This is a genomic window from Vibrio sp. R12-SW3-ISO1 (assembly GCF_059834005.1).
In genome coordinates, this window is record NZ_JCBDGK010000006.1 from 71,548 (window position 1) to 95,654 (window position 24,107).

Genomic DNA, 24,107 nt, shown 5'->3' on the forward strand with positions numbered 1-24,107 from the left:
GATTTTCGGCCATGATAACATTGATTGATCGTCAAAACAGGCGTTAGCCAATGGATTTCTGTTCAAGCTTGGCAAACTTCATTTCGTACATATTGGCATCGGCAATAGAGATGAGTCGGCTCAGTGATGCACCATCATGCGGGTAGTGCGCAGTACCAATACTGGTTGATATGGAGACTTGGGTACCCGCGCGGATAGCAATAGTCTTTCTAAAACAGCTTTCAATCTGCTTCCAGTGATGCTGTGGATGCGTATCCCCAAGGTAGACCAAAGCAAACTCGTCGCCGCCGATTCGATAGCAGTAAGCTTCCAGTTTATTGAGGCGATGGGCAACCGTGGCGAGCACTTCATCGCCCGCTTGGTGACCATGACGATCATTCACTTCTTTAAAGCCGTTTAAGTCTAAAAGGTAGAGGTTGAATGACTGGCCTTGTTCCACCCACTCGGCCATATCGTTGAACATGGCCAAACGATTGGACACCCCGGTGAGAGAATCGGTGAGCGCCAATTGCTTATGGTAAATGGCGTCTTTGTGAATGATGTAGCCAACTATACACGCGCAGACGAACAGCAGTACCATCAAGACAAATTGCGCCTGAGTTAAACTTTGCGCTTGGCTCATTTGTGACAGGTAGAGCGGACTTTTAATTCTAAAATTGGTGTTGACGTACTGAATCATCGACATGTAGAGCGCGTCAATATCATCGCACAGCGCTTTGGCCTGATCCGGTGAGTTGAGCGCTATGAGCTCGGGTTCTAGCTGCTTAAACTGGCGGAACAAGTCACTAAAGAATGAGGCGGCACCGGGAAGGGTAATCAGGTTGTCCGCCTCTTTGCTACTGAGAAGTATGTCGAAACGGCTCCAGGTCAACTCATATTTGAGTAGGGTGCGATCGTAGTACTCTTCACTGTCCGCTGCGAACGGTGTAATCGCTCTGAGTTCAGAAAACTCTTTGTTCAACTGAAACAAAAACCATGTGGCTTGGTTTTGCTGTTCATTGTAGGAGGCCGCTAACTGGCGTGTTGAGGTAAGAAAATAGAGATTAATAATGAACAGGGTTGCCGAAAGCACGATTAACAGTACTTTCGCTTTGGCAAGAATGGCGTGTAAGTGGTCGTCTTTACTCTTTGGACTCATCATCGGCGGTATGCACTAATATCTCATCGATCTGCCACACCATTTGTGAACGAAATGCAGCATTATCTATTTCAGGGAACTGACTTAAGTTAAAGACCAGCCAATAGGGGCCTTTATTTCGCACTTTCATTTTTTCTCCATCTATTTCGTACGCCACGATAGGCTCATACTTAAGAATGTCTTCGATTCTTGAGCTCGCCGCGTAATCATTTAGGGCGACAAAAGAGACGGAGAAGGTATTGGTCGCGCGGTAGTAATCAACTAACGATGAGACTTTGAAGCCGGTGAAGGTTTTTTTGCCGTCGAACCAAGGTAGGGTCGTAGAGAAGGTGGTGGGTTCGAAATTCGCTACGATGTCTTCATGAGAGAGGGTGATAGGATCGCGATCGGTGATGCGAATCACTAAGCTAGAGGCTGAAGCACTAAAAACAGACAACGCAGCGAACAGCGCAAGCACTCTTCTCATGATCTCTCCCCAAAGAGTCGGACAATATTTTTAATATAATTATTGATTATATGATTGTTTTGCAGGTGAGCAAAACGTTTTTATCAATATTGATACTAATTTATTGAGTATAGACAAGGTACAGAAACCGCAAAGCCCCGCTATGAAATCCATAGCGGGGCTTTGCGTCAATCGTCACCAGAGGCGCACATTAGAAGATCAGATGCGCGACACCCGCAATCACAGGTAAGGTGATGAGCGTACGCAAGATAAAGATGGCGAACAGCTCAAAAATATTGACAGGAATGCGGCTCCCAAGCAGCAGTGCACCCACTTCAGACATGTAGATTAGCTGGGTCACAGACATCGCAGCGATGACGAAGCGCGTCATTTCGTTGTCGATAGAAGCTGCAAGGATGGCAGGGATAAACATGTCCGCAAAACCGACCACCATGGTTTGCGACGCCGCTGCGGCTTCTGGGATTTGTAGCAGCTCTAGGAATGGGATGAATGGCTGGCCTAAGAAGGCAAACACCGAGGTGTACTCAGCAATCACAAGTGCAATCGTACCCAGACCCATAACCACTGGCAGTACGCCAAACACCATGTCGACAGCGTTACGCACGCCTTCACCAAACACACCTTTTAATGAGGTCACTTGTGAGGCTTTCTTCAGAGCCAACTCAAGACCCCAAGTGAAGCTGTTATGTCCGGCTGGCAGAGCGTCCGCTTCGGCATCCGGTTTATTACCGTCGATGAAGGTGTCTTTCTTGTAGCTTAGGGGTGGCAGTCTTGGAATGATGATCGCGGCAACCACACCGGCTAAACAGATAGCGCCGTAAAAAGGTAGGAATAGGTGCTCAAGTTCGACTTGGGCCAATACCACCAAACTAAACGTAATGGAGACGGCAGAGAAGGTCGTACCAACGACCGCCGCTTCGCGTTGCGTGTAGAACTTGTTTTCGTACTGCTTACTGGTCAGCAGGATACCGACGGAACCATCGCCTAGCCAAGAAGCCATACAGTCAATCGCACTGCGTCCAGGTAGATTGAACACTGGGCGCATGACTTTGCTGAGCAAGGTGCCAAACAGCTCTAGTAAGCCAAAGTTGAGCAGCAAAGGAAGCAGCAAGCCAGCAAAAATGAACACAGAGAAAAGAGTTGGCAACAAACCTTCCAGCACTAGGCCGCCGGTGTTTTCTTCCCAAATTGCCTCTGGGCCGAGTTGGAAGTAGGTCATCGCAACGGCAAGACCACCGATCACACGCACAGCAAGCCAAAGTGGTGATGGGTTAAACAGGCCGTTTAAGAAGTCGCTGTTGGCAATAAAAGCCGGCGTTTTAATACGACAAAGTAGCGAGGCAACCGCCATGAAGCTAATGATGGACGTCACCATGCCGACCAGAGCGTCACCGAACAGTGCCTGAATCGATTTCGCCAATACGGCCACAGGGATAGTGATGTCACCGTCAAACGTGATCGGCGCCATAAAGACAAACAGACCCAACAAAGACGGAATAAAGAACATCCAGAAGTTCTTCTTCCCTTTTGGCTGATTGATAGATTGAGCGTTTTCTTGCATTACAAATCTCGTGTTACATCTGGTCAATAGTATTGCCGTATCCCTTGGCATACATATTCACTAAACATCCCTATTTAGTCATGGGGCGCAAGATTACTGCCTTTTGTTATGCCGTGCAATACTATTCAATAATTATCCCTAAATATTCAGATGTAAACTCGATATTAGCTTGGCAATGCAGTGGTTTGTTTTGTGAATGTTAAATTGTTTGGGATTGTGTTGCAACTAAGCGGGTTTATTTGGGTGAAATATAGAGGTAGAGCCAATAGCTGAGCGCGAGACACAGGGCAAGGGTAACGGGCGCAAGCAGTGCTGCAATGCTTAGCTGTGCATATAAACCCGCTCCGGCAGTGCCGCCGAGCAAGAACCCGGCGAAGATAAAGGAGAAGAGTTTGGCTTTGCGATAATCGAACTTTTCCCCGCGCAAGCGTGCACCGATCATAATGCCCAAATCAGTGACGATACCCGTCATGTGGGTGGTGCGCACAACCGCGCCGCTGAAGGTGGTTAACATGGCGTTTTGCAGCCCACAAGCAGCAGACGCGAGATATTGACCACTGGTGTGCCCCTCTTTAAGCAGCAGGTAGGCGAGCAAAAGTAGTCCACTTTCAAAGCAGAGTGCCACCCCGTAGCGGCGGCCCAATTTCAGCGCGGTGCTTTCGATAAAGACGCCACTGAGTATCGCGCCGAGCAGAAAGCTGAGTACCACCCATAAGAGGTGCAGCGTCTGTTGATCGAAGAGGTAGAGGCTAGTGCCCAGTAGTGTCACGGTACCCGAGATATGAGACACGGACTGGTGCTGGAAACCCAACAAGCCAATCGCATTGACGGTTCCGGCCAGTAGTGCCAATAAAAATGCGCCGTGCTCTACCCAGCGTGGTAGTTTTGAAATCACCGTGATCCCCCTTTTGTTAAGCAGGACATTATACGCGTCAGCCCAAAAGTTGCAGCTGACTTATGTGGCCTCCTTATCTGGCCTCTTAGCAGAGCGCGCATGGTGATTTCGTGGTGGCACAGAGCCGCAGGCGAAATTAATTGTGGATAGGCGTTTTGCCTCACTGACCCGCCTGTTACTATATGTTTGAAAATACGATGTGTTTGAAAATAATCCCTCTTTGAAAACCTCTGTTGTGAAGTGATCATCATGAAAAAGCGCCGACTTCCCATTCCCCTTATTTTATTGATTCCGATTGTCTTGCTGGTGGTCGTTGCCGCTGCCGGTCTTTACCGCTTCAGTTTGTCTGATGAGGAGATTCGAGCGAAGTTTCCTCAGCCTACACCGACGCAAGATGCTCTCATGCAACAGGTCTTTGGCATTGCGACGCCCAATCCCTGGACGATTAAAGTTCCAGAAACCACCGCCTACAGCTTGCTTACCCGACGTCAAGATGCAAGAGCGATAGGACAATATCAAGACGGTGAAGTACGCGGTGATATTTGGGTCGACACGCATCAATTGATCGAACTGGGAGAGAGCCGCTACGCCGCGCCGCTCATCGTATCCAATCAAGGCAGTGGTCTTTTTTACTATCTAGCCCTGTTTGAATATGACTCCGCCCGCCAGAGAATGATCTCGCGTGATGCAGTGCTGCTGGGTGATCGAATCGTGGTGGAAGCGGTAGAGCGCAATCAGGATGTGATCGCCGTTACACTGCGAACTCGTGAGGAAGATCAACCTATGAGTGAGGAACCCAAAGTAACGCGCACTATAATGATGACTGTGACCGAACAAAATAGTTGGGCAATTCGACCATAATATTAATAGGGTTTTACATTGTTTTTGATGCAAACTGTTGCGCATATTTGTAAGCTAACAAGGATGAGATGGACATTTTAACGTCGTTAACGGAGTAAACTATGATCAACAAACGTTTTTTCAAAACCAAAGATGAAGTCGAAGTCACCTTCGAGTTGGATGCAGCAAACGCTGACCAATCGGTGGCACTCGTCGCAGATTTTCTTGATTGGCAACCGGTCGAAATGAAGAAAGTGGCGAAGTCGAAAAGCTTCAAATTCAAAACCCGACTACCCAAAGACCAACACTTCGAATTTCGTTACTTGGTCGACAACAACAAGTGGGTCAATGATGCCAATGCAGACCAATACAAGCCGAATGGCTTTGGTGATGACAACGGCTTGCTATCGACCTATCAATAGAACGTTTAGGGTTTTAGCGACATCAACTGCAAAAAGGCGCGTAAGCGCCTTTTTCGATCCAATCTTTACATTAGAAAAGATGACTTTTAGTGGATAAATTCGTAATCTTACGGCTTCGTTATTTCTCTCTATAGGTAGCATTGTGCAAGCGAAAAGTCTGACATTACGCTTTAAAGAGCTCTCTAAGCGTAAAAAGATGGCCGTATTAAGTTTACCGATTTTTATCGCTGTGGCTTTGTCGTCTGCCCCGAATTCAGGTCGCTATCATCGCACTATTGAGCTTTCTCTCCCAGAATCCACACTGATGAATGACTGGCTCGCGGAACACGACGAGACGGTGGATATCCCAGATTACGAATACGTGATCCAATCAGGCGATAACCTAAGCACCATTTTTAATCAATTGGGCTTTGGTTATAGCGAGCTGATGCAGATCATGGAGACGGATTTAAACTATCTCGCTCTAGATACACTGCGCCCCGGCAATACCTTGCGTTTTTGGCGTGATGAAAATCGTAAACTGGCGAAGATGGAGCTTGAGTTTAGCTTGGTCGAGCGTGCAGTTTACACGCGGTTGGATGATGGCAACTATGAGTACAGCGACGTCAAAATTCCAGGTGAATGGAAAGCCTTTCCAATGGTGGGCGAAATCAACGGCACCTTCTCGCAATCTGGCTACGCGCTTGGCCTCGGCAGCAGCGAAGTCGACCAGATTGTCAGCTTACTGAAAGATAAGATCAATTTTGCTCGTGACTTGCGAGCGGGCGATCGTTTCGAAGTGGTACAGTCTCGTCAATACGTCGGTGAAACGTTGACGGGTAATCGCGAGATACAAGCGGTTAAGATCCACAATCGTGGTCAAACCCTCTCGGCGTATTTGCACAGTGACGGCCAATACTATGATGCGAAAGGGGACAGCCTACAGCGTGCGTTCCAACGTAAGCCAGTCGGTGGCAACTATCGCTTAAGTTCGCATTTTAACCCTACTCGCCTGCATCCTGTTACCGGACGTGTTGCACCGCACAACGGCACGGACTGGGCAACCCCAACCGGCACACCGATTGTCTCAACGGGTGATGGCGTTGTCGTCATGACACGTGACCACCCTTACGCAGGTAAATACGTGGTGATTGAACACGGCAGCCGCTACAAAACGCGTTATTTGCATCTAAGTAAAATCTTAGTTCGCAAAGGCCAAACGGTAAGTCGTGGGCAGCGAATTGGTTTATCTGGAGCGACGGGGCGGGTAACCGGCCCCCATATCCATTACGAACTCCTTGACCGCGGCCGCGCGGTGAATGCGATGAAAGCCAATATCCCGATGGCCAACTCGGTTCCAAAAGCAGAAATGGCGAGCTTCAAGGCGCGCAAAGCAGAGCTTGATGAGATGCTGCGTCAGCAAGAGATGGAGTGGGCCAGAGAAGGGGAATCTGCGCCAGCGAGTTGATGCGCTGGCGCTGGTTGTTTGTGATTAAGGAGCAGACGCGAGCAGTAATTACTTGGCGGGATAGATGCTAATTTCTACCCGTCGGTTACAGGTTCGCCCTTGTGCGGTGTCATTACTACAAATTGGCGTACTTTCGCCCATTCCAAGGGTTGATAAGCGGTTGGTCGCCACTTTCTGATACATCAAATAGGTTCTCACTGACTCCGCGCGTTTGAGTGAGAGACTTTGGTTGTAGGCTTCACTTCCTGTGCTGTCCGTGTGTCCTGCAATCATCAATACGGTATCTGGATATTCGACCAATATACGCGCGACGCCGTTGAGCGTGTTGTAGATCGATGCGTCCAACTGGTAGGAATCACTGGCGAAACCAATTCCGTTTTCCATCACAAGTTGGATTTGATCTTCTCCCACCCGTTTCACCTGAACCCCTGAATTGAGTAACTCTTCACGCAGCGCCGCTTCTTGCTGGTCAAAGTAATAACCCACTCCAGCACCCACCGCGCCGCCCGCTGCGGCCCCTGCCAGTGCACGTTGTCTGCGTTCTGTTGCGTTATCGCCTGTCGCTAGGCCGACGAGTGCGCCTGATACCGCGCCAATTAGGGCACCTTGAGTGGTTGCATTGGTTTCGGTTTCACCTGTGGTGGCGTTCTGACGCTGTGTGGCTTGGCACCCAGCGAGTAGAGTGCAGAGAGAGAGTAAAGTTAGGGATTTGTTCATCATAATAGCTCGATTCATCCTGTTTCAAGTGTGTGCTTACCTTAAAGGAACAGCGTCATTTTGTAAGTCTGACAAAACGATAACTTACTAAAAATTAACACTTAAGTGACGTATGGTGCTCGGTATCATAACAAAAAGCGCCGCCTTTGAAGGCGGCGCGAGAGGGGCTAGCTAAGTTGACTACGCAGCCAGGGCTACTGGTTTGGTTTAACCGTTCCCAGTTTTAGCCAAGTATCGATCACCGTGTCAGGATTAAGAGAGACGGAGCTGATCCCTTGCTGCATTAGCCACTCGGCAAGGTCATCATGATCTGATGGCCCTTGACCACAGATCCCCACGTACTTGCCCGCTTTGGTTGCCGCGTCGATGGCCATTTTCAGCATGGCTTTGACCGCCGGATTTCGCTCATCAAACAGATGCGCGACATCGCCAGAATCACGGTCTAACCCGAGGGTTAATTGCGTCATGTCGTTTGAGCCAATCGAGAAACCATCAAAGTATTTTAAAAACTCGTCAGCGAGCACTGCGTTTGACGGCAGTTCGCACATCATGATCACTTTCAGCCCTTGATCGCCGCGTCGTAAATCGAACTTGGCGAGAAGATCGATCACCGAAGCAGCTTCGCTTGGTGTGCGAACAAAGGGGATCATGATCTCAACGTTCTTTAATCCCATCTCGTTGCGTACGCGCTTGATGGCTAAGGTTTCCAGCTCAAAACAGTCTTCGAATACTGGAGAGATATAGCGCGAGGCGCCACGGAAACCGAGCATGGGGTTCTCTTCATGAGGCTCATAACTTTGGCCGCCGATGAGGTTGCTGTACTCGTTCGACTTAAAATCCGACATGCGCACAATGACGCGTTTGGGCCAAAACGCTGCCGCTATGGTGGCAATCCCTTCGGTCAGTTTGCTGACGTAAAAGTCGATAGGGTCGTGATAGCCGCGGATACGTTGGCGGATCTGAGTTTTGAGCGCGTCGCTTTGCTGGTCAAAAATGAGCAATGCTTTCGGGTGGATGCCAATCATTTTATTGATGATGAACTCCAATCGCGCAAGACCAACGCCCTCATTGGGGATTTGGGCAAAGTCGAAAGCGCGATCTGGGTTACCGACGTTCATCATCACTTTGGTTGGCAAAAGAGGGAGCTCATCGACCGAAGAGCGTTTGATCTCAAACGTCAGTTCGCCTTCATAGACATAACCTGATTCGCCTTCTGCGCACGAGACGGTGACCGCCTGGCCACTGCAAAGGCGCTCCGTGGCGTCGCCGCAGCCAACGATGGCTGGAATGCCAAGCTCTCTCGCAATGATGGCCGCATGGCAAGTTCGCCCACCACGGTTGGTGACGATGGCTGAGGCTTTTTTCATCACCGGCTCCCAATCGGGGTCGGTCATATCAGTAACCAGCACGTCGCCTTCTTGGACTAAGCTCATTTCATCCAGCGAGTCGACAAGACGCACAGAGCCTTGGCCGATACGTTGCCCAATTGCGCGTCCTTCGACTAGCACGTTTGCTTTGTCGTTAAGCTCATAGCGCTCAATGACGTTTTGTTCATTCTGAGAGCAGACCGTCTCTGGCCTCGCCTGAACGATATAGAGTTTGCCATCAATGCCGTCTTTGGCCCATTCAATGTCCATCGGGCGTTGATAATGACGCTCGATGATCATCGCTTGTTGGGCAAGCTGTTTGATTTCTTCATCGGTCAGAGAAAACTGTTCCCGTTCCTTCTCGTTGGTATCGACAATCTCGACTTGTTTGCCAATCGTGGTGTCATTCGCGTAGATCATCTTGATCAGTTTAGAGCCGAAGGTTTTCTTTACAATCGGTTGGTGACCGGCTTCGAGAAGCGGTTTATGGACGTAGAATTCGTCTGGGTTTACCGCCCCTTGAACCACCATTTCTCCCAGCCCCCACGCAGAGGTGATGAACACCACTTGGTCAAAGCCCGATTCTGTATCTAAGGTAAACATGACGCCGGAGGCCGCTTTGTCGGACCGCACCATGCGCTGGATCCCTGCAGAAAGGGCGATGCCGCGGTGATCAAAGCCTTGGTGCACACGATAAGAGATCGCGCGGTCATTAAAGAGCGAGGCGTAGACGTGCTTGGTCGCTTCGAGTACTCCTTCTACACCGGTGACATTGAGGAAGGTCTCTTGTTGTCCGGCAAAGGAGGCGTCGGGAAGATCTTCGGCAGTGGCAGAAGATCGCACAGCGACGGAAAGCTCGGGGTTACCGTCGACCAATTGCAGATAATGCTCACGAATATCGGCTTCGAGGTCGGCGGGGAATGGCGCATCAAGCACCCATTGTCGTATGGTGGCGCCGGTTTGGCGTAGGGCTTCAACATCGTCGACGTTCAGGTCATCGAGCAGTTGGTGAATTCGGTCATCTAGGCCTTCAAAGTCGAGGAAGCGGTTAAACGCATAAGAGGTGGTGGCAAAGCCGTTGGGGACGCTCACGCCCGCATTGGCTAGGTTGGACACCATCTCTCCGAGGGACGCATTTTTACCGCCGACTTTGTCGACATCATCCATGGATAGACCATTAAACCAGAGGGTGTTCTTTTGCATGTCTTTCTCCAGAAACATTGCAGCTTGTAGGGACTTAAAGCAAACGATTACGTATCAACTTAAAAAAGGCGAACCAATTTAAAAAGCTGTGGGGGACGTAATAGTCAGCAGGGTTTTATTATCGATATTATGAATGTCATCCTACTCAACATTATTTTAGCTATTCAACAAACCATGCAAATTGATAGTCAAAGTCGTGATGTATTCTATGTTTCTGATGGCACGGCACTCACGTGCGAGACATTAGGACATGTCGTTTTGGGGCAGTTCTCTTTTCACGCCAATGAAAAGACCTTTCCATTCGTGGAAAGTGAAGAGAAATTAGCAGCGCTGGTTAAAGAGATTGACGCCTCGTATCGTACCCACGGCGTCAAGCCGCTGGTGTTTTTCTCTATGGTGATTGGTGAACTGAGGGCCAAGCTATTGCAGGCTCCGGCGCATTGCTACGACGTATTGGAAAGCTTGGTGCAAAAAGTCCAAGACGATATTCAGATGGAGGCCAAACCCAAGTTGCAACGTTCGCGCAGTGTCAGTAAAGATTCACATCGCTATTTTGACCGCATTGCCGCCATTGAATACACCCTTGCACATGATGATGGCATTACTCTCAGAGGCTTGGATGAGGCGGACATCATTTTATTGGGCGTGTCGCGCAGCGGTAAAACACCGACCAGTCTCTACATGGCGATGCAGTTTGGTTTGCGGGTCGTGAACTACCCGTTTATCGAGCAAGATATTCAGCGTTTGAGGTTATTGCCGGAGTTTGAAGTGGTGCGACACAAATTGTTCGGCCTCACTATCGATTCTGAGCGCCTAACGCAGATTCGCCAGAACCGACTGGCTGACAGCGATTACGCCAGTAGTCAGCAGTGCCAACAAGAGCTTGAACATGTTGAAGCACTGTTTCGCCGTGAGGCGATTCCCTACATCAACACCACCTCGTTATCCGTGGAAGAAATTTGCGCGCGCGTATTGGAGCGCGCCGGCTTAAGACGGCGTCTGCTCTCCTAAGGTTTACGCAGCGGGCATTACCATGGGGAAGTCCAACGAGGGATGGCGATTGACTAATGCTCGGTAGCCGTAAACCTGCTCGATGAGACTTGGCGTTAACGCTTGCCAAGGTTTGGCGTCACAGGCAATTTTTCCCTGATGCAGAATCACAAGTCGATCGGCGTATTGCGCCGCGAGGTTGAGGTCGTGCAGCACCACGACGACGGCAGTATGGTGTTCATCGGCTAATTGGCGTGCAATTCGCAGTGTGTTGTGCTGATGGGCCAGATCCAGTGCGGAGGTCGGTTCGTCGAGCATGAGGATTTTCTTCTCAGCGGATTGATCGAGTTGGACTAACACTCGCGCGAGATGCACGCGCTGTTTCTCTCCGCCAGACAGGGAGGGGTACAAGCGTTCACTCAGGTGGCTGACATCGGCGAGCGACATGTACTTAGCCGCTACCGCTTGGGTCTGTTTGTGCGCCAAGTTGAGCGGTATCGCCCCAAGCTCCACCACTTCATGGGCAAGAAACGGAAAACTTAGGGTGCTGTGCTGAGGAAGCATGCCTAAGTGTCTGGCCAGTTCATCACTTGGCCATTGGTTTGCTGCGCGGCCAAAATAGCGAATATCGTGACGTGAAGGGATCTCCTGACACAACAATTTCAGCAAGGTACTTTTCCCCGCGCCGTTTGGCCCGAGCAGCGCGGTCACTTCTCCGGCGTGAATATCAAGGTCGATGTTATCCAGTACACAGCGCTGACCAAAGTGCATCGACAGACCTTGAGCGGAGATGGCTGGAGCGTCCATTACAAAATCTTCCCTTTTTGTTGAAACAGCAGATAGATGAAAAATGGTGCGCCAATGATTGCCGTGACGATGCCCACAGGCAGTTCAGCAGGGGCGACCGCAACACGAGAAAACATATCGGCAAAGGTGAGCAGCAGTGCGCCCATCAGTGCAGAGATGGGCAGCAGGCTGCGGTGATCTGGTCCGGTCAACATGCGTCCTAAATGGGGAATCACTAAGCCAATAAAGCCGATCATCCCTGAGACGCTCACCGTGACTCCAACGCCAACGGCGGTCAGTAGAATCAACTGACGTTTGAGACGCTGAACGGCGATGCCAAGATGCGCCGCCTCCGCTTCGCCAAGCAAGAGAGCATTGAGCGCCATCGCCCGTCGATAAAAGCAAGCGCCAAGAATCAGCAAGGTGACGCTACAAAGCGCAAGGCTCGTGAGGTTTGCGCCCGCCAGTGAGCCCATCGACCAGAGCGACAGATCGCGCAACATTTGATCGTCCGCGATGAAATTCATATAGCCAATGCCTGCCCCAGAAAGGGCACTGATCGCTACCCCTGCTAGCAGCATGATGGTGACAGACGTCCCCAGCTTACTGGTGCCCAATTTGTAGACCAGGACCGTGGTTAACGCGCCGCCCAAAAAAGCAAACATGGGCAGTGCGGCGATGTTCATCAAGGTTGGGTATTCGGCGAACACATCGGCAAACATCACAATGGCGATCGCTGCCCCCAAGGAGGCCCCAGCAGAGACACCAATGATCCCCGGTTCGGCCAGTGGGTTGCGAAACAGCCCCTGCATCACCGTGCCGCACAGGGCTAAAATCGCGCCGACTAACATACACAATAGGGTACGCGGAAAGCGAATTTCATGGATCACCAAATGCACGTGCGGTGCCAGTTGCTCCGATTTAAGCAACAAGCTCTGTACACTCTCGATAAATCCAATATTCATTGGCCCAACGGTGATTGAGCTGATCGCTGTGATAAGCAGTAAGACAGCAAAAAGACCGAGCGTAATGGGTAGCGGGATTCTTTTCAAAATCATAGGTTTAATATCATAGCGTTAAAGTCACAATCCAGTCTTGTATGTTGCCAGTCTGGGGCTTGTCGCTTGCGTGGCGGGTTACAGCAGCAACGCGCTGATGCGCTCCGCTTCAGCCAAACTTTTCAGCCCCAATCCACCGACTAAAGCATGACCATCAATTTGGATGAAGGCTTTGTTTTGACCCGCAGGTGTGGCCGCGAGCATCGGCAATTTTTTTAATATCTCATCCGCACCGCCCAAGCTTTGGTAGCTGCGGCCACTGACGAGGATGATGTCGGGTTGCATCTCGACCATCGCCTCACTCGATAGCGGTTTGTAGGAAGAAAGTGTCGAAGCTGCAGGGTTAATGCCGCCCGCAAGTTCAATAATCGCGTTAGGCGTGGTATCTGCCCCAGCGACGTTGGCGGGGCGACCTTCATGTATCAACAAAAACAGCACTTTTTTCGGCGTCGCGATCTGCTGACGGCGCTGTTCTAAATTGGCCAGTTGATGCTCGATATTCTGCTTGAGTTGCGCAGCATGCTCGCTAGAGTCCGTCAGCGCGGCAATCTCATCAATTCGCTCAAGTAGCCCTTCGGCGGTCGGTTTGGTGTTGACAATATCCACCGCGACGCCCGCTGATTTAAGCTGAGCGAGCGCAGACGCGGGGCCCATTTCATCGGAACCAATGAGTCGATTCGGGCCTAAAGCCAATAGCCCTTCTGATGATAGTTGGCGATGATAGCCAATTTTGGGCAGTGTGAGCCCCTCTGGCAGTTCACTGGTGACATCCACCGCAACGAGACTTTGCTGCTGGTCTAGCGCAATCAATAGCTCAGTAACGGCGCTGCCGGCGCTTATGATGCGCTCGCTTGCCATCGCATGGTGAGAGAAGGCGGTGAGCGAGAGCGCACACAGTGACACCGCCGCAGTGAGGCGGCCGATCGTGCGTCCCCATCTTGCTTTTGAGAAAGTTCGTGTAGCACGCGCTGTCTGGCTAGGGTGCTGAGATAACTTAGTACGTTCAGAGAATATAATACGTTGAGTCATAAACAAGGTTTGCCTTAAATTAATTGGGCTGCTCAGTCAGCAGCTGCGTGGCTTGAATGCCGTTTTCTTGTAAGTAGGCCAGCAGTTTGACCAAATGCTGAACGTCGGCGGTTTTCTCTGCGCCGATAACGATCGGTTGCGGGTTCGATTGGTGTTGCTCGAGCAAAGCGAGCGTAAAGTTGTGCCAATCGAGATAGGTTTGGCCGTCTATCGCCCAATGCGGCGCCGCATCGAGAATGTTGATGGTCAGAGAGCGCTTATCCACCGTAGACACCTGATTCGAGTCGGTGGTGGGCAGATCCACTTCCAATGAATCAAGTTTTACCGCCGCGGTCAGCATCAAAAACACCATCACGATGAAGATGATGTCGAGCAGTGGTGTGAGATCCGGTGTCAGCCCAAATCGTGATTCATTGTGGGGTAACTTGATCATGCGTTCACTCGCTTTTCTCGGATGGGGTGAACATGCTCATCAGAGTTTTTGGTCACGGTCATCGGCGGTGTATTGGCTTGCACGCTGACCCCTTCCAACCATAAATTGACGTAATTTAATGTGTGCTCGAGCTTGGCGGTAACGCGGTCGGCCCACAACCCCAGCAACTGCGCGCCAGCGATGGCGGGAAGCGCGATCAAAAGCCCTGCAGCGGTGGTACGCATGGCGAGGCCAAGGCCGTCAGCCAGATCATTGGGCGTGATGTTACCCGAAGAGGCCGCCACGCCTTTAAACATCTCAATCAGCCCAAGCACGGTGCCGAGCAATCCGATCAACGGGCTGATGACGCCAATCAAGGTCAATAGGCGCAACCCAGAATTGAGCTGGTGGCGTTTTTCTTGTAACCACATCCCGGCCACATCTTCTCGAAGTGACTTCGCAAAGGAGTGATGGGCTAACACCATGGCCACACCCTTAAAAAGCAGCGTGCGACGTGGTGACCAACGTTTCGCAAGTTGTTCAATGGCTTGATTGTCCGTCGGGCTCAGTTGGTTGAGTTCTCGTGATACGGCGCGCTTGCCAACACCGGTGCTGACCAGAACTTGGAACAAGCGTTCGAGGATGATCATGACCGTCAGTGCAGAGCAGAAAATCAGGGGCCAAGCCATAAGGCCCAGTTGTTGCTGTATTTGTTCAATGTGTTCCATTATCGATCCAACTTAAAACGAACGGGAATATGCACGCGGTGGGCCATGGAGTGGCCATTCACCGTGTGAGGAGAAAACTGCCACTGCTTAATCGCATCCAACGCGGATTTATCGAGCAAGGTGGCTCCGGATGAGCTGATAAGCACTTGTTTGACTTGATTTCCTTCATCGTCGAGCCAGATTTCATACAAAGCGACGCCTTCCAACCCCCGTTTTCTCGCCAGTCTTGGGTAGTGAGGCGCGGTTGGGCGACTCAAGAAAGAGGGCTTCTCGACCAAGATGGGCTGCGCGCTGGCGCCTTGATTGGCTTTTTGTGGGACCTTTGCGGTGTCCGTTGGGACAGGCTCCGCCGGAGTTGTTTCTGTTGGCTTGGCGTCGGCAGGCGCTGCCTGAGTATTGGTCACCTTGGCGTTTTTTTTCGGCGTAGGCGCCGCCTTTTTTGGGGGCGTTTTCGCCACGACTGGTTTCGTCGTTTCTTGTTTGGCGACCACCTTTTTGATTGGGTCTTTGCTGACCGGCTTTTTCACTGTTGTTTTTTCTGGTCTAACTACAGCTGTGTCCGGTTTCACAATAGCTTTGTCTGCCTTCACCGCAGGTTTATCTGGCGTGGGCATCGGTGTCGGGATCGGCTCGGCAATAGCTGCCGCTTTGATCGGTGCAGGTTCCGGTTTCACGGGCAGGTCGGCCTCTGGCGAGACACTAGGCGCTGGAACTGCCGCTGCTTTAAAGTTAATTGAGACACTTTGAGACTGCGTTCCCGCGGGCATCGCAAATACTTTCGCTTCATGAGCGACGAGTAATATGGCCCCGTGAACCGCTAGTGAGAGCGTTCCTGCGATAGTGTAGCGTTTTACATTCACGGTGATTTCTCTTGTCCGACATCAACAAATTGCCAAGATTATTACTCACAATGCAAATAAGATCAATTATCAATTGCATTATCATTAGCGCGGAATTATGATCTTGTCCAGTTTTTAAGATTTTGGCGCGAAGCAAGAGCTGACAAGCGCTAAGCGAGTAAATAGCATGTTGGATATCCATCAATTTGATGAATCAGTACTCGGTAAAGAAACCTCTGATCCGTTGCATTTTGCCTTCGCGGAGAAAACCTCAAGACTTGGCACAAGCGGCGATCAAGGTTCTACAATTTTATTACCAACCCGCCTCAATGAGCCCTCATCATGTCGGTTCAATCGCTTAGAAATGGAACGTTTATGGATTCAGTAATGACAAAGACCCAACAGCCAGACACGCTTGTTCAGCAAGTCGCAGCGCTATTAGACAGTGACCCAACATTGTTGCCTGCTGCCATCGCAGAGCAGTTAGGAGTCAGTGAGTATGACGTGGTGGCCGCTTTGCCGACGGAGATGGTGACCTTGGTCTCGGGCGACCATGCGCAAGCTATGCTGGAAGCGTTGGTTGACTTTGGGCCAGTAACGACAATCGTGCACTCATTTGGCTCTATTTTTGAAGTCAAAGCTCCGTTTCCAAAAGGGAAAGTGGCCCGCGGCTACTACAACCTAATGGGACGCGAAGGTCAGATGCATGGGCATCTCAAACTCGACAACGTACGTGCGATTGCCTTGGTCAGTAAGCCTTTTATGGGACGTGAGAGCCACTATTTTGGTTTCTTTAGTCAAGAGGGCAACAACATCTTCAAGATCTACTTGGGGCGCGATGAAAAACGTGAACTCATTGCGAGTCAGGTTGAACAGTTTCACCAGTGGCATGCATATTATAAAGGTTTATCAAAGTAACCGCGCACGGCCAGGACTTAACAACAATCATAAAATTGAGAAAGACAATCAGGAGCTCAACATGGAACAACAGGTCAAGCAGGAACGCTTGCAAGGTCGCTTAGGTCCAGAAATCAAAGAATTTCGTCAAGCGCGTAAGACATTGCAGTTGGCGACAGTTGACGAACATGGCAAACCCAACGTCAGTTACGCGCCGTTTGTACAAAATCAAGAGGGATACTTTGTGCTGATTTCTGAGATTGCCCGTCACGCGCGCAATTTGCAGGCGAATCCGACGGTGTCCATCATGTTGATCGAAGATGAAGACAGCTCCAAGCAACTCTTTGCTCGCAAGCGCTTAACCTTTGATGCCACTGCACACGTTGTGGAGCGAGAAACCGAACAATGGCGACAAGTGATCGCGCAGATGCAAGAGCGCTTTGGTGAGATCATTGATGGCTTGAGTCAGTTGCAAGACTTTGTGCTGTTTAATCTCAAAGCAGAGCAGGGCTTGTTCGTTAAGGGATTTGGTCAGGCGTATCAGGTATCTGGTGACGATTTGGTGGATTTTGTCCACCTGCAAGAAGGGCATCGCAAAGCCTCTAACGCGTAATATAGTCAGGTGCTTAAAGTAATCATCTGCTTAAAGCCATCATCCGCTTAAAGAAAGCTGCCGCCTAAATCAATCAGCGATAAACGACAAAAGGGAGTCTGTTAGGGTAATCACAGGCTCCCTTTTAATTGTCTAAGAAGACTCAGTGAGAGGATTGGGCGATGAGGCTTGCCAAATCCTCAATACCTTGCTTCCAATCCGCGGTGGTGGTTAAGTTGGCGCAGCTAAAGCGCATCGAGTGTTGGAATTGCGTGCCGGTGGCAAAGAGTGAGCCGGGGAGAAGGCTTATTCCACGTGGCTTCGCGTGTTGATAGATGGTTTGACTGTCGCAGTGGTCGGGCAAGGTTAGCCAGACTAAAAAAGAGCCTTGCGGTTGGTGTAGTGAATAGCGACCTGAAAGGGTGGGATAGCGCTGCAAGGCGAGATCCAACTGGGTGATAAACAGTTTAGTGTTGTGCTGATAGAGCCGGCGCATTTTCTGCACGTGCGAGCGGTATTTACCGGTGGTGAGAAACTCTGCCACGGCAGACTGCATCAGGTTAAGGCTGCCCATGTTATCGCTCATCAGGTAACGCTCAATCTGCGCTTGGTATTGACCCGCCATAATCCAGCCGATCCGCAACCGTGAATCGAGCATCTTCGAGAGCGAATTGACATAGATGACCCGGTTGTCCTTATCGAGTGTTTTCAGTGGCGTGATGCTTTGGTCGTAGGCCAATGCACCAAACACATCATCTTCAATAATGGGCACCGCGCCTGACACCTCAAGTAATCGACTACGGGCTGCGAGTGGCATGCAGGCTCCCGTTGGGTTGGTAAAGTTGGGTGTGACTAAAATCGCCTCAATATCCCAGCGTTCAAGTGCTTGCTCAAGTGCGTTGGGATCTATGCCATCTCGAGGACAACTCGGCACTTCCACCACTTTAAGGCCCAGCGATTCCATCAGTAGCAGATTGCCAAAGTAACAAGGTGATTCGACCGCGACGATGTCGCCTGGCTGTGTCAGTGCACGCAGGGCGAGGCTGATCGCTTGTTGGGCACCATGGGTGACAGACAAAGACTCGCCGCGCGCATCCACCCCCAAATCATGGCTTATTTTTGCCAGCTGCCGGATCAGCAAATCGTTCCCCGGTGGCAGTTGGTAGTGGCTAGGAATGTGGGCTTGGCGTCGGCTGTGGCGGCCAATTTCGGCGTACAGGCTTTTGATCGCCGGTGTGTCGATAAAAGGGTGTGCAGAGCCGGTTATGAGCCGTTCTTGGCTTGGGGTGTAGGTGAGAATCTCTTTGCAAGCGCTCAGCAAATCGACTTGCGTGGGCCTTTGAGTGGGGACCTGTGGTGTCGTTTTAGCGCTGACTCGGTAGCCCGATCTCTGCTGCGTATAAATCACGCCTTGCGCTTCGAGTTCTTGATAGGCGCGAATGACGGTGTTTTTGCCCACGTCTAACTCCGTGGATAAAGTGCGAATAGAGGGCAATTTGTCATCACTGGCATATCGACCCTCCTCGATACCTTGGCGAATGATCTGCTCTACTTGGCGATACTTGCTGCGACTGTCCATCTTTCTGTACCCATAAAACTAACCTGATCTGTGCCTTTAAAATCAACCTGTACCCACTACAGTAACGTTAAAACAGAATAAAAAGCGAGGAGAATGTGTATGTGGGTGCGATTGATCCCTTTTGTGTTTGTGGTGCTGTGGGCATCGGGGTTTGTTGGAGCAAGGTTTGGTCTTCAGTACGCCGAGCCAGCGACCTTGTTGTCACTGCGAATGATCGCCAACGTCGCGTTATTCCTGCTGTTGATTGTGCTACTTCGTCGTCGCTTGCCGAGAGGTAAAGCGTTACTTCATAGTGGCGTGGTAGGGCTGTTCATTCACGGCTTTTATCTCGGCGGTACGTACTTTGCAATCCATCTTGGTATGCCTGCGGGTCTCAGCTCTCTGTTGGTTGGTCTGCAACCCATTCTTACTGCGTTTTTGTTGGTGGTCTTCACTCAGCACTCGTTTAAACCCTCACAGTGGTTAGGGCTGGTGATTGGGTTTGCGGGTATTAGCCTTGTGCTTATGGGTAAAATGGACTGGCAATCTGAGCAACACAAAACCTTAGCGGTTGCCGTCTGTTTGGTGTCGCTCATCGGCATTACATTGGGCACCCTGTACCAAAAGCGTTTTTGCCAAGGCGTGGATATGGTTGGAGGGGCCACCGTGCAGTATTTTGCCGCGGGACTTCTGTTTGTACCCGTCGCGCTGACCTTTGAAACCAATGTGATTGTTTGGTCTCCTGCCTTTATCATGACCTTGGTGTGGCTGGTGGTCGTGCTCTCTTGCGTTGCGATTCTATTGCTGCTCTATATGGTGGAAAATGGCGTGGCGTCGAGTGTGGCGTCGGTGTTTTATCTTGTTCCACCTGTCACCGCCATCCAAGCGTGGTTGATGTTTGGTGAATCGTTCGATGCGATGGGCGTGATGGGCTTTGTTTTAGCCGCTTTGGCGGTATTCTTGGTCACCAAAGCGCCGACTGTGCCGCGAATCAGAAAGTGGGCACGCGTCTAAAAACATCGCCAATTTGCAGCGCGGCATTGAACGGCTTAAGTCGATGTCGGGTGAGCAAGGACAAAGCCGTTATCAAGAGACTTTAGCCAAATACGAGTGACGGACTACGATGATAGCGGTCTCTAACGTCAGACTGATATCGTCAAGGCGGCGTAATCTCAGCGCGGTCTAGACGGTGTGCTTTTTCACGAAGTAGGGGTTATCAAATTTCTTCGCTTGGCCGAGCTCTGACACCACCAATTTGTTCCACAGTGTTACGTCAAACTTCTCTTTTGGTATCGAGGGATAGAGTGTCTCTAGCTCTTCTAATGCGAAGCGCAAGAACTGTTTTTTCTTAATTTGATTGTATTTTTTCGCCACACGATTGTGCTTAGCGATGAACTCTTGTTTGAACGCCACCAAGGCTGGCGTCGCTTGCTCAAGCGGCACACGAGAGAGGTAAATGCGTTTATACGACACCTTACGGTCCATCATGGTACGCATCGCGGTTTGAATATACTTACCATGCTCGGTGATGGAGATGTCCTGATTATCAAACAGGTTGACGCACCACCCCGCCGGGAAAAAATCAGGTTTACGGTACTGTTTATTACGCGCTTCAATAGCACGGTGAAGCACAATGTCTGATGTCCCGTTGAAGGTCTGCTGCCATTTGCCAATGCGAATTTGAATCGCCGTGGGTAAGCGATAAATATTGGTAAACTTATCTTGGTCCATAAACAATCACACTTTTCTACAGTCAGCCACCTGGGCTGCAACATGCATGGTTTTTGGTTATTACGTCGCTCATTATCACCCAAGCCAACGCGACGTTAAGCGGCGTTTAATGGGTATATTAACGCGATAATGAAAGAAATTTGTTTGATCGGTCGCATTTTAGTGAAAACAGTGCCGAGGTGCTAGTCGTTTTATTGATACGACCAATAATAGCGAATAAAGCGGCTTAGGTGGACGTTGGGTAGGGGGAGGGCATAATTGGGTGATGGGTGATGGGTGATGGGTGATAGGGCAGCGCGTGTGACGGGGCGTCAAACGCGCTGCATCTATCGATAAGATTAATCGTAGATGGTCGGGATAGGCTGACGCTTGTGCTGCGTGATGGTGTAGATGTGCACAAGACGCTGCGAGACTTCCTCTGATACCGGTTTCCCTTCTAAGAAATCATCGATCTGATCATAGGTGAGGTTCAACGCGTCTTCATCGGCTTTTTGTGGTGCCAGTTCTTCAAGATCCGCGGTTGGCGTCTTTTTCACTAATAGCTCTGGGGCGCCGAGGTGAGCGGCCACTTCACGAACTTGACGTTTGCTCAAACCAAATAGCGGTGCAAGGTCACAGGCGCCGTCGCCAAACTTGGTGTAAAAGCCAGTGATGTTTTCCGCTGAGTGATCGGTGCCGAGTACGAGCCCGCCCACATAGCCTGCGATCTCGTACTGCGCAACCATGCGCGCGCGCGCTTTCACGTTGCCTTTAACAAAATCCAATTTTGCTGCGTCAGTCGGTAGCAAGTCGGTGCCTTCAAGGGCGGTTTGTGTGGCGGCGTGAATACCATCCACACCCGCTTTAATATTGACGGAGACAGAATGTGTCGGCTCAATAAATTTCAATGCAATTTGGGCTTCATCTTCGTCTTTCTGTTCACCATAGGGCAAGCGGACGGCAATGAACTGGTAACCGCCATCGGTTTCCTCATTGAGTTGGTTAACGGCTAGCTGAGCCAAGCGGCCACAAGTGGTGGAGTCCACCCCTCCACTGATCCCCAGTACCAAAGACTTGCAGCCTGCTTCTCGCAGTTTGCGTTTAATAAAATCGACTCGACGTGTCACTTCAAATTCAGGGTCAATTGAAGGTAAGACACGCATCTCATCGCGAATCAACTGTTCCATTGTGTTTCCTTCCTGCAAGCAATGTATTTTCAAATTTGCGGATATTCTTGATACCCTTAAAGCGTCTAGCCGATATCATACCAATTTGAACAGATTAGAAAACTGCTACGACCGTTTAGCAGCAGAAAGGAAGAAAATGAGCCATATTGCGGTGTTTGGAAGCGCGTTTAATCCACCCAGTTTAGGGCATAAAAGCGTCATAGAGTCGTTGACTCATTTTGATAAGGTGCTGCTCGTGCCAAGTATTGCGCATGCATGGGGCAAAGTGATGCTCGATTATGCGCTGCGTTGTGAACTGGTGGATGCGTTTATTGATGATCTCTCGCTGCCTAATGTCGAGCGATCGCCAATCGAAGAAAGATTGCTTAGCCAAGATGGTGGCGTTACGACGTTTGCTGTCCTGCAAGCGTTAGAGGCGCAATACCCTAATGCCCATTTAACTTTTGTGATGGGGCCAGACAACTTATTAAACTTTGCCAAGTTTTATAACGCCGAGGAGATCCTAACTCGTTGGTCTGTATTGAGTTGTCCAGAAAAGGTGGCGATTCGCAGTACGGACATAAGAAATGCCCTACAGGACAAGTCGCCTATTTCCCACCTGACAACAGAAAAAGTGAATCGCATATTGAGTAAAAAAGCGTATTATTGAGGGTGTATTTAGTGGTTATATAAGAGATATGAATGCGTTTTTCTCAATATATAGGGTTTTGTTTTGGTGCAATGGCATTAGCATCACAAGCATGCGATTTATACGATTATTCGTATGAAGAGAAAAACAAGCCGTCCAACTCTCTGATGTTTCACTCAGCCCAAGGCCTCTGCTTTTCGATGCTAGATGGTATCGAGTACACGGTTAAAGCGCTCGACGATCTTGAGTTCTATCTCGATGATGACAGTCGAGACTACGCCTCTTACTGGGATGATTGGGTATTGAAAAGTGCCAGCAACCCAATTTTGTCCCGCCACTTATCATCCAACTATTTTGGTGTCGGCGTGTGGATGCCTTCTGAGCTCGAAGAAAAGATGGCCACGATGAGCATGGATGAGTGGTTACGCAATCATGGTTTGCAGTTCAGTGTCGGTTTTGGTGACAAAAAAGCCGGCGAGCCAAGAATGAGGCTCGACTACCGCTGGCATGATGACTACGAAGGCGATGTGATGATGACCATCGAAGTCCCTTTGTAATCTCGCCAATGATTGTGCGCCGTACCTTTGTTCAATTACATCTCTGATTTAATTTAGCCGAGCGATCGCCGCGACTGTGTGTGATCGTCAGCGATCTCTTGCGCTTTAACTATGGACAGGTTGCTCAATTGATCAACTTCGCAGTGCGGGTGAGAACATCCTCTACAGAGGGACGCGCTCTTCGGAGAGTCTGGCCTTCAAATAATCGAGAAACAGTTGGGTTCGAGTGTGCTGATAATCGAGTTTTGGGTAGTACGCATACACCGTTGCTTCGTCGGCAGTGATGTCGGGCATGATCCGTTTTAATGCACCGGACTTGAGATCCTCTTTAATCATCACATCGTAAGTGAGCAAAATGCCCATGCCACTTTTGGCCGCATAAAACAGCGCCTCTGGATTGGTGGTGGCGAAATTGCCGGATAAACTCAAGCGCTGTCCTTGACTGAGCCTCACTTCACGCTGTGGGCGTTCTCCCCACATCAGAACGTTGTGATTGAGCAGATCATCCGCTGAGGTAGGTTCACCATACTGCGCGATGTAGGACGGTGACGCATAGAAGGCGCCTTTGTGTTCAAACAAGGCGGAGGCTTTGAAACTCAGTGAGTTAAGCTGCTCGATTTCTCGGCTAATAAAAAGATCCAAACTCAATTCTGGCAGTTGGCCGGGGGTCGTCGTCAGCAACTGAATACGAATATCGGGATACATCTGCAAGAAATCATTGAGGTATTGGACAAGAAATTTCGACCCTATTGCCAAGGTCGCGCCAATTTTGAGTAGCCCAGCAGGGCTTTGATTGACCGAGCGCGTTTCATCGACGATCGATTGCCACTCATCCAATTGGACTTTAGCCCGTTGATAAAAAAGCGCGCCCGCTTCGGTTTGGGTGACGGAGCGCGTGGTGCGCTTTAACAGCTGGACACCGAGGCGCTCTTCAAGCCAGTGAATGCGCTTGCTGACCGCGGAGTTGGTGGTGTTGAGTTTACGTGCAGCGGCGCTAAAACTGCCTTCGTCTACGACACGAAGGTAACTGTGTACACTTTGAATCCAATCCATACTGGCTCATTGTTTCGCTTTAGGAAG

General features: G+C 50.2%; 26 protein-coding genes. 10 read left to right on the top strand and 16 right to left on the bottom strand.

Features of this window, described 5'->3' with window-relative positions:
• Positions 1 to 43 precede the first annotated feature (43 nt).
• The 4 genes from AC6R0R_RS01745 to AC6R0R_RS01760 all read right to left on the bottom strand — a co-directional run bounded on the left by AC6R0R_RS01745 (position 44) and on the right by AC6R0R_RS01760 (position 4,060).
• Positions 44 to 1,141, bottom strand: a complete 1,098-nt coding sequence (locus tag AC6R0R_RS01745) for a GGDEF domain-containing protein (protein WP_500625477.1) — start codon at positions 1,139 to 1,141, stop codon at positions 44 to 46.
• Positions 1,122 to 1,604 (bottom strand): putative pterin-binding protein, encoded by a 483-nt coding sequence (locus AC6R0R_RS01750; protein ID WP_500625478.1) that lies wholly within the window; start codon positions 1,602 to 1,604, stop codon positions 1,122 to 1,124. Before AC6R0R_RS01750 ends, AC6R0R_RS01745 begins: the two co-directional genes overlap by 20 nt.
• A gap of 190 nt (positions 1,605 to 1,794) precedes the next feature.
• Positions 1,795 to 3,165: a YjiH family protein gene (locus tag AC6R0R_RS01755; protein WP_500625479.1), complete on the bottom strand. Its 1,371-nt coding sequence runs from the start codon at positions 3,163 to 3,165 to the stop codon at positions 1,795 to 1,797.
• 235 nt (positions 3,166 to 3,400) lie between these two features.
• A complete protein-coding gene (locus tag AC6R0R_RS01760; protein ID WP_500625480.1) occupies positions 3,401 to 4,060 on the bottom strand; it encodes a YoaK family protein in 660 nt (219 codons plus the stop codon).
• A gap of 249 nt (positions 4,061 to 4,309) precedes the next feature.
• Here AC6R0R_RS01760 and AC6R0R_RS01765 point away from each other — a divergent pair, with 249 nt between their 5' ends.
• The 3 genes from AC6R0R_RS01765 to shyA all read left to right on the top strand — a co-directional run bounded on the left by AC6R0R_RS01765 (position 4,310) and on the right by shyA (position 6,769).
• Complete coding sequence (locus AC6R0R_RS01765) at positions 4,310 to 4,921, top strand: hypothetical protein (RefSeq protein WP_500625481.1); 612 nt, start codon at positions 4,310 to 4,312, stop codon at positions 4,919 to 4,921.
• A gap of 101 nt (positions 4,922 to 5,022) precedes the next feature.
• Entirely contained in the window at positions 5,023 to 5,322 is a 300-nt protein-coding gene (locus AC6R0R_RS01770) for an isoamylase early set domain-containing protein (protein ID WP_334553297.1), read from the top strand.
• 142 nt (positions 5,323 to 5,464) lie between these two features.
• Complete coding sequence (shyA, locus tag AC6R0R_RS01775) at positions 5,465 to 6,769, top strand: peptidoglycan DD-endopeptidase ShyA (protein WP_487902743.1); 1,305 nt, start codon at positions 5,465 to 5,467, stop codon at positions 6,767 to 6,769.
• Between the two features lie 48 nt (positions 6,770 to 6,817).
• Here the strand turns inward: shyA and AC6R0R_RS01780 are convergent, their stop codons facing one another.
• Complete coding sequence (locus AC6R0R_RS01780; RefSeq protein WP_420378220.1) at positions 6,818 to 7,486, bottom strand: YiaD family glycine zipper/OmpA-like lipoprotein; 669 nt, start codon at positions 7,484 to 7,486, stop codon at positions 6,818 to 6,820.
• Positions 7,487 to 7,680: 194 nt separating this feature from the next.
• Complete coding sequence (gene ppsA / locus AC6R0R_RS01785; protein ID WP_500625482.1) at positions 7,681 to 10,074, bottom strand: phosphoenolpyruvate synthase; 2,394 nt, start codon at positions 10,072 to 10,074, stop codon at positions 7,681 to 7,683.
• Positions 10,075 to 10,230: 156 nt separating this feature from the next.
• Between ppsA and ppsR the strand changes: the two genes are divergently transcribed.
• Positions 10,231 to 11,067, top strand: coding sequence for a posphoenolpyruvate synthetase regulatory kinase/phosphorylase PpsR (gene ppsR, locus AC6R0R_RS01790; protein WP_500625567.1), 837 nt, complete (start codon positions 10,231 to 10,233; stop codon positions 11,065 to 11,067).
• Between the two features lie 3 nt (positions 11,068 to 11,070).
• Here the strand turns inward: ppsR and AC6R0R_RS01795 are convergent, their stop codons facing one another.
• The 6 genes from AC6R0R_RS01795 to AC6R0R_RS01820 form a co-directional block, all read right to left on the bottom strand.
• On the bottom strand, positions 11,071 to 11,853 hold the full coding sequence (locus tag AC6R0R_RS01795; protein WP_500625483.1) for a heme ABC transporter ATP-binding protein: 783 nt from the start codon (positions 11,851 to 11,853) through the stop codon (positions 11,071 to 11,073).
• Positions 11,853 to 12,890 (bottom strand): FecCD family ABC transporter permease, encoded by a 1,038-nt coding sequence (locus AC6R0R_RS01800; protein ID WP_500625484.1) that lies wholly within the window; start codon positions 12,888 to 12,890, stop codon positions 11,853 to 11,855. The genes AC6R0R_RS01795 and AC6R0R_RS01800 overlap by 1 nt, the downstream gene beginning before the upstream one ends.
• A 78-nt stretch (positions 12,891 to 12,968) precedes the next feature.
• The gene (locus AC6R0R_RS01805) at positions 12,969 to 13,748 is read right to left on the bottom strand and encodes a heme/hemin ABC transporter substrate-binding protein (RefSeq protein ID WP_500625568.1); all 780 of its coding nucleotides are present in this window, start codon (positions 13,746 to 13,748) and stop codon (positions 12,969 to 12,971) included.
• A gap of 190 nt (positions 13,749 to 13,938) precedes the next feature.
• On the bottom strand, positions 13,939 to 14,352 hold the full coding sequence (locus AC6R0R_RS01810) for an ExbD/TolR family protein (RefSeq protein WP_500625485.1): 414 nt from the start codon (positions 14,350 to 14,352) through the stop codon (positions 13,939 to 13,941).
• Positions 14,349 to 15,059 (bottom strand): MotA/TolQ/ExbB proton channel family protein, encoded by a 711-nt coding sequence (locus tag AC6R0R_RS01815; protein WP_500625486.1) that lies wholly within the window; start codon positions 15,057 to 15,059, stop codon positions 14,349 to 14,351. The genes AC6R0R_RS01810 and AC6R0R_RS01815 overlap by 4 nt, the downstream gene beginning before the upstream one ends.
• Positions 15,059 to 15,919: an energy transducer TonB gene (locus AC6R0R_RS01820; protein WP_500625487.1), complete on the bottom strand. Its 861-nt coding sequence runs from the start codon at positions 15,917 to 15,919 to the stop codon at positions 15,059 to 15,061. Before AC6R0R_RS01820 ends, AC6R0R_RS01815 begins: the two co-directional genes overlap by 1 nt.
• A gap of 166 nt (positions 15,920 to 16,085) precedes the next feature.
• On the opposite strand from AC6R0R_RS01820, the gene AC6R0R_RS01825 reads away from it, so the two are divergent.
• From AC6R0R_RS01825 to hutZ, 3 genes are all read left to right on the top strand, one after another.
• Positions 16,086 to 16,286, top strand: a complete 201-nt coding sequence (locus AC6R0R_RS01825; RefSeq protein WP_500625488.1) for a hypothetical protein — start codon at positions 16,086 to 16,088, stop codon at positions 16,284 to 16,286.
• Entirely contained in the window at positions 16,286 to 16,816 is a 531-nt protein-coding gene (hutX, locus tag AC6R0R_RS01830) for a heme utilization cystosolic carrier protein HutX (protein WP_500625489.1), read from the top strand. The genes AC6R0R_RS01825 and hutX overlap by 1 nt, the downstream gene beginning before the upstream one ends.
• Before the next feature lie 61 nt (positions 16,817 to 16,877).
• Positions 16,878 to 17,408 (top strand): heme utilization protein HutZ, encoded by a 531-nt coding sequence (gene hutZ / locus AC6R0R_RS01835; RefSeq protein WP_500625490.1) that lies wholly within the window; start codon positions 16,878 to 16,880, stop codon positions 17,406 to 17,408.
• Positions 17,409 to 17,550: 142 nt separating this feature from the next.
• Here hutZ and AC6R0R_RS01840 read toward each other — a convergent pair whose 3' ends face one another.
• Positions 17,551 to 18,966: an aminotransferase-like domain-containing protein gene (locus AC6R0R_RS01840; protein ID WP_500625491.1), complete on the bottom strand. Its 1,416-nt coding sequence runs from the start codon at positions 18,964 to 18,966 to the stop codon at positions 17,551 to 17,553.
• Positions 18,967 to 19,065: 99 nt separating this feature from the next.
• On the opposite strand from AC6R0R_RS01840, the gene AC6R0R_RS01845 reads away from it, so the two are divergent.
• Positions 19,066 to 19,959 carry a DMT family transporter gene (locus tag AC6R0R_RS01845; RefSeq protein ID WP_334553321.1) on the top strand — a complete coding sequence of 298 codons (894 nt, stop codon included), beginning with the start codon at positions 19,066 to 19,068 and terminating at the stop codon, positions 19,957 to 19,959.
• Between the two features lie 168 nt (positions 19,960 to 20,127).
• Here AC6R0R_RS01845 and AC6R0R_RS01850 read toward each other — a convergent pair whose 3' ends face one another.
• Together AC6R0R_RS01850 and nadE are read right to left on the bottom strand one after the other, a co-directional pair.
• Entirely contained in the window at positions 20,128 to 20,676 is a 549-nt protein-coding gene (locus tag AC6R0R_RS01850) for an MSHA operon transcriptional regulator (protein ID WP_334553325.1), read from the bottom strand.
• A gap of 338 nt (positions 20,677 to 21,014) precedes the next feature.
• Positions 21,015 to 21,842: an NAD(+) synthase gene (nadE, locus tag AC6R0R_RS01855; protein ID WP_500625492.1), complete on the bottom strand. Its 828-nt coding sequence runs from the start codon at positions 21,840 to 21,842 to the stop codon at positions 21,015 to 21,017.
• Positions 21,843 to 21,978: 136 nt separating this feature from the next.
• On the opposite strand from nadE, the gene AC6R0R_RS01860 reads away from it, so the two are divergent.
• A complete protein-coding gene (locus AC6R0R_RS01860) occupies positions 21,979 to 22,491 on the top strand; it encodes a nicotinate-nicotinamide nucleotide adenylyltransferase (protein ID WP_500625493.1) in 513 nt (170 codons plus the stop codon).
• A gap of 32 nt (positions 22,492 to 22,523) precedes the next feature.
• Positions 22,524 to 23,027 carry a hypothetical protein gene (locus tag AC6R0R_RS01865; RefSeq protein ID WP_500625494.1) on the top strand — a complete coding sequence of 168 codons (504 nt, stop codon included), beginning with the start codon at positions 22,524 to 22,526 and terminating at the stop codon, positions 23,025 to 23,027.
• Positions 23,028 to 23,189: 162 nt separating this feature from the next.
• Here AC6R0R_RS01865 and AC6R0R_RS01870 read toward each other — a convergent pair whose 3' ends face one another.
• A complete protein-coding gene (locus AC6R0R_RS01870) occupies positions 23,190 to 24,080 on the bottom strand; it encodes a LysR family transcriptional regulator (RefSeq protein WP_334568190.1) in 891 nt (296 codons plus the stop codon).
• Positions 24,081 to 24,107: the final 27 nt, after the last annotated feature.

Bases quoted from the DNA above. Each gene is read 5' to 3' on its own strand.
- AC6R0R_RS01745 (WP_500625477.1), bottom strand. From the start codon at position 1,141: ATGATGAGTCCAAAGAGTAAAGACGACCACTTACACGCCATTCTTGCC.
- AC6R0R_RS01750 (WP_500625478.1), bottom strand. From the start codon at position 1,604: ATGAGAAGAGTGCTTGCGCTGTTCGCTGCGTTGTCTGTTTTTAGTGCT.
- AC6R0R_RS01755 (WP_500625479.1), bottom strand. From the start codon at position 3,165: ATGCAAGAAAACGCTCAATCTATCAATCAGCCAAAAGGGAAGAAGAAC.
- AC6R0R_RS01765 (WP_500625481.1), top strand. From the start codon at position 4,310: ATGAAAAAGCGCCGACTTCCCATTCCCCTTATTTTATTGATTCCGATT.
- AC6R0R_RS01770 (WP_334553297.1), top strand. From the start codon at position 5,023: ATGATCAACAAACGTTTTTTCAAAACCAAAGATGAAGTCGAAGTCACC.
- AC6R0R_RS01780 (WP_420378220.1), bottom strand. From the start codon at position 7,486: ATGAACAAATCCCTAACTTTACTCTCTCTCTGCACTCTACTCGCTGGG.
- ppsA (WP_500625482.1), bottom strand. From the start codon at position 10,074: ATGTTTCTGGAGAAAGACATGCAAAAGAACACCCTCTGGTTTAATGGT.
- ppsR (WP_500625567.1), top strand. From the start codon at position 10,231: ATGCAAATTGATAGTCAAAGTCGTGATGTATTCTATGTTTCTGATGGC.
- AC6R0R_RS01795 (WP_500625483.1), bottom strand. From the start codon at position 11,853: ATGGACGCTCCAGCCATCTCCGCTCAAGGTCTGTCGATGCACTTTGGT.
- AC6R0R_RS01800 (WP_500625484.1), bottom strand. From the start codon at position 12,890: ATGATTTTGAAAAGAATCCCGCTACCCATTACGCTCGGTCTTTTTGCT.
- AC6R0R_RS01805 (WP_500625568.1), bottom strand. From the start codon at position 13,748: ATGGCAAGCGAGCGCATCATAAGCGCCGGCAGCGCCGTTACTGAGCTA.
- AC6R0R_RS01810 (WP_500625485.1), bottom strand. From the start codon at position 14,352: ATGATCAAGTTACCCCACAATGAATCACGATTTGGGCTGACACCGGAT.
- AC6R0R_RS01815 (WP_500625486.1), bottom strand. From the start codon at position 15,059: ATGGAACACATTGAACAAATACAGCAACAACTGGGCCTTATGGCTTGG.
- AC6R0R_RS01825 (WP_500625488.1), top strand. From the start codon at position 16,086: ATGTTGGATATCCATCAATTTGATGAATCAGTACTCGGTAAAGAAACC.
- hutX (WP_500625489.1), top strand. From the start codon at position 16,286: ATGACAAAGACCCAACAGCCAGACACGCTTGTTCAGCAAGTCGCAGCG.
- hutZ (WP_500625490.1), top strand. From the start codon at position 16,878: ATGGAACAACAGGTCAAGCAGGAACGCTTGCAAGGTCGCTTAGGTCCA.
- AC6R0R_RS01840 (WP_500625491.1), bottom strand. From the start codon at position 18,966: ATGGACAGTCGCAGCAAGTATCGCCAAGTAGAGCAGATCATTCGCCAA.
- AC6R0R_RS01845 (WP_334553321.1), top strand. From the start codon at position 19,066: ATGTGGGTGCGATTGATCCCTTTTGTGTTTGTGGTGCTGTGGGCATCG.
- AC6R0R_RS01850 (WP_334553325.1), bottom strand. From the start codon at position 20,676: ATGGACCAAGATAAGTTTACCAATATTTATCGCTTACCCACGGCGATT.
- nadE (WP_500625492.1), bottom strand. From the start codon at position 21,842: ATGGAACAGTTGATTCGCGATGAGATGCGTGTCTTACCTTCAATTGAC.
- AC6R0R_RS01860 (WP_500625493.1), top strand. From the start codon at position 21,979: ATGAGCCATATTGCGGTGTTTGGAAGCGCGTTTAATCCACCCAGTTTA.
- AC6R0R_RS01865 (WP_500625494.1), top strand. From the start codon at position 22,524: ATGCGTTTTTCTCAATATATAGGGTTTTGTTTTGGTGCAATGGCATTA.
- AC6R0R_RS01870 (WP_334568190.1), bottom strand. From the start codon at position 24,080: ATGGATTGGATTCAAAGTGTACACAGTTACCTTCGTGTCGTAGACGAA.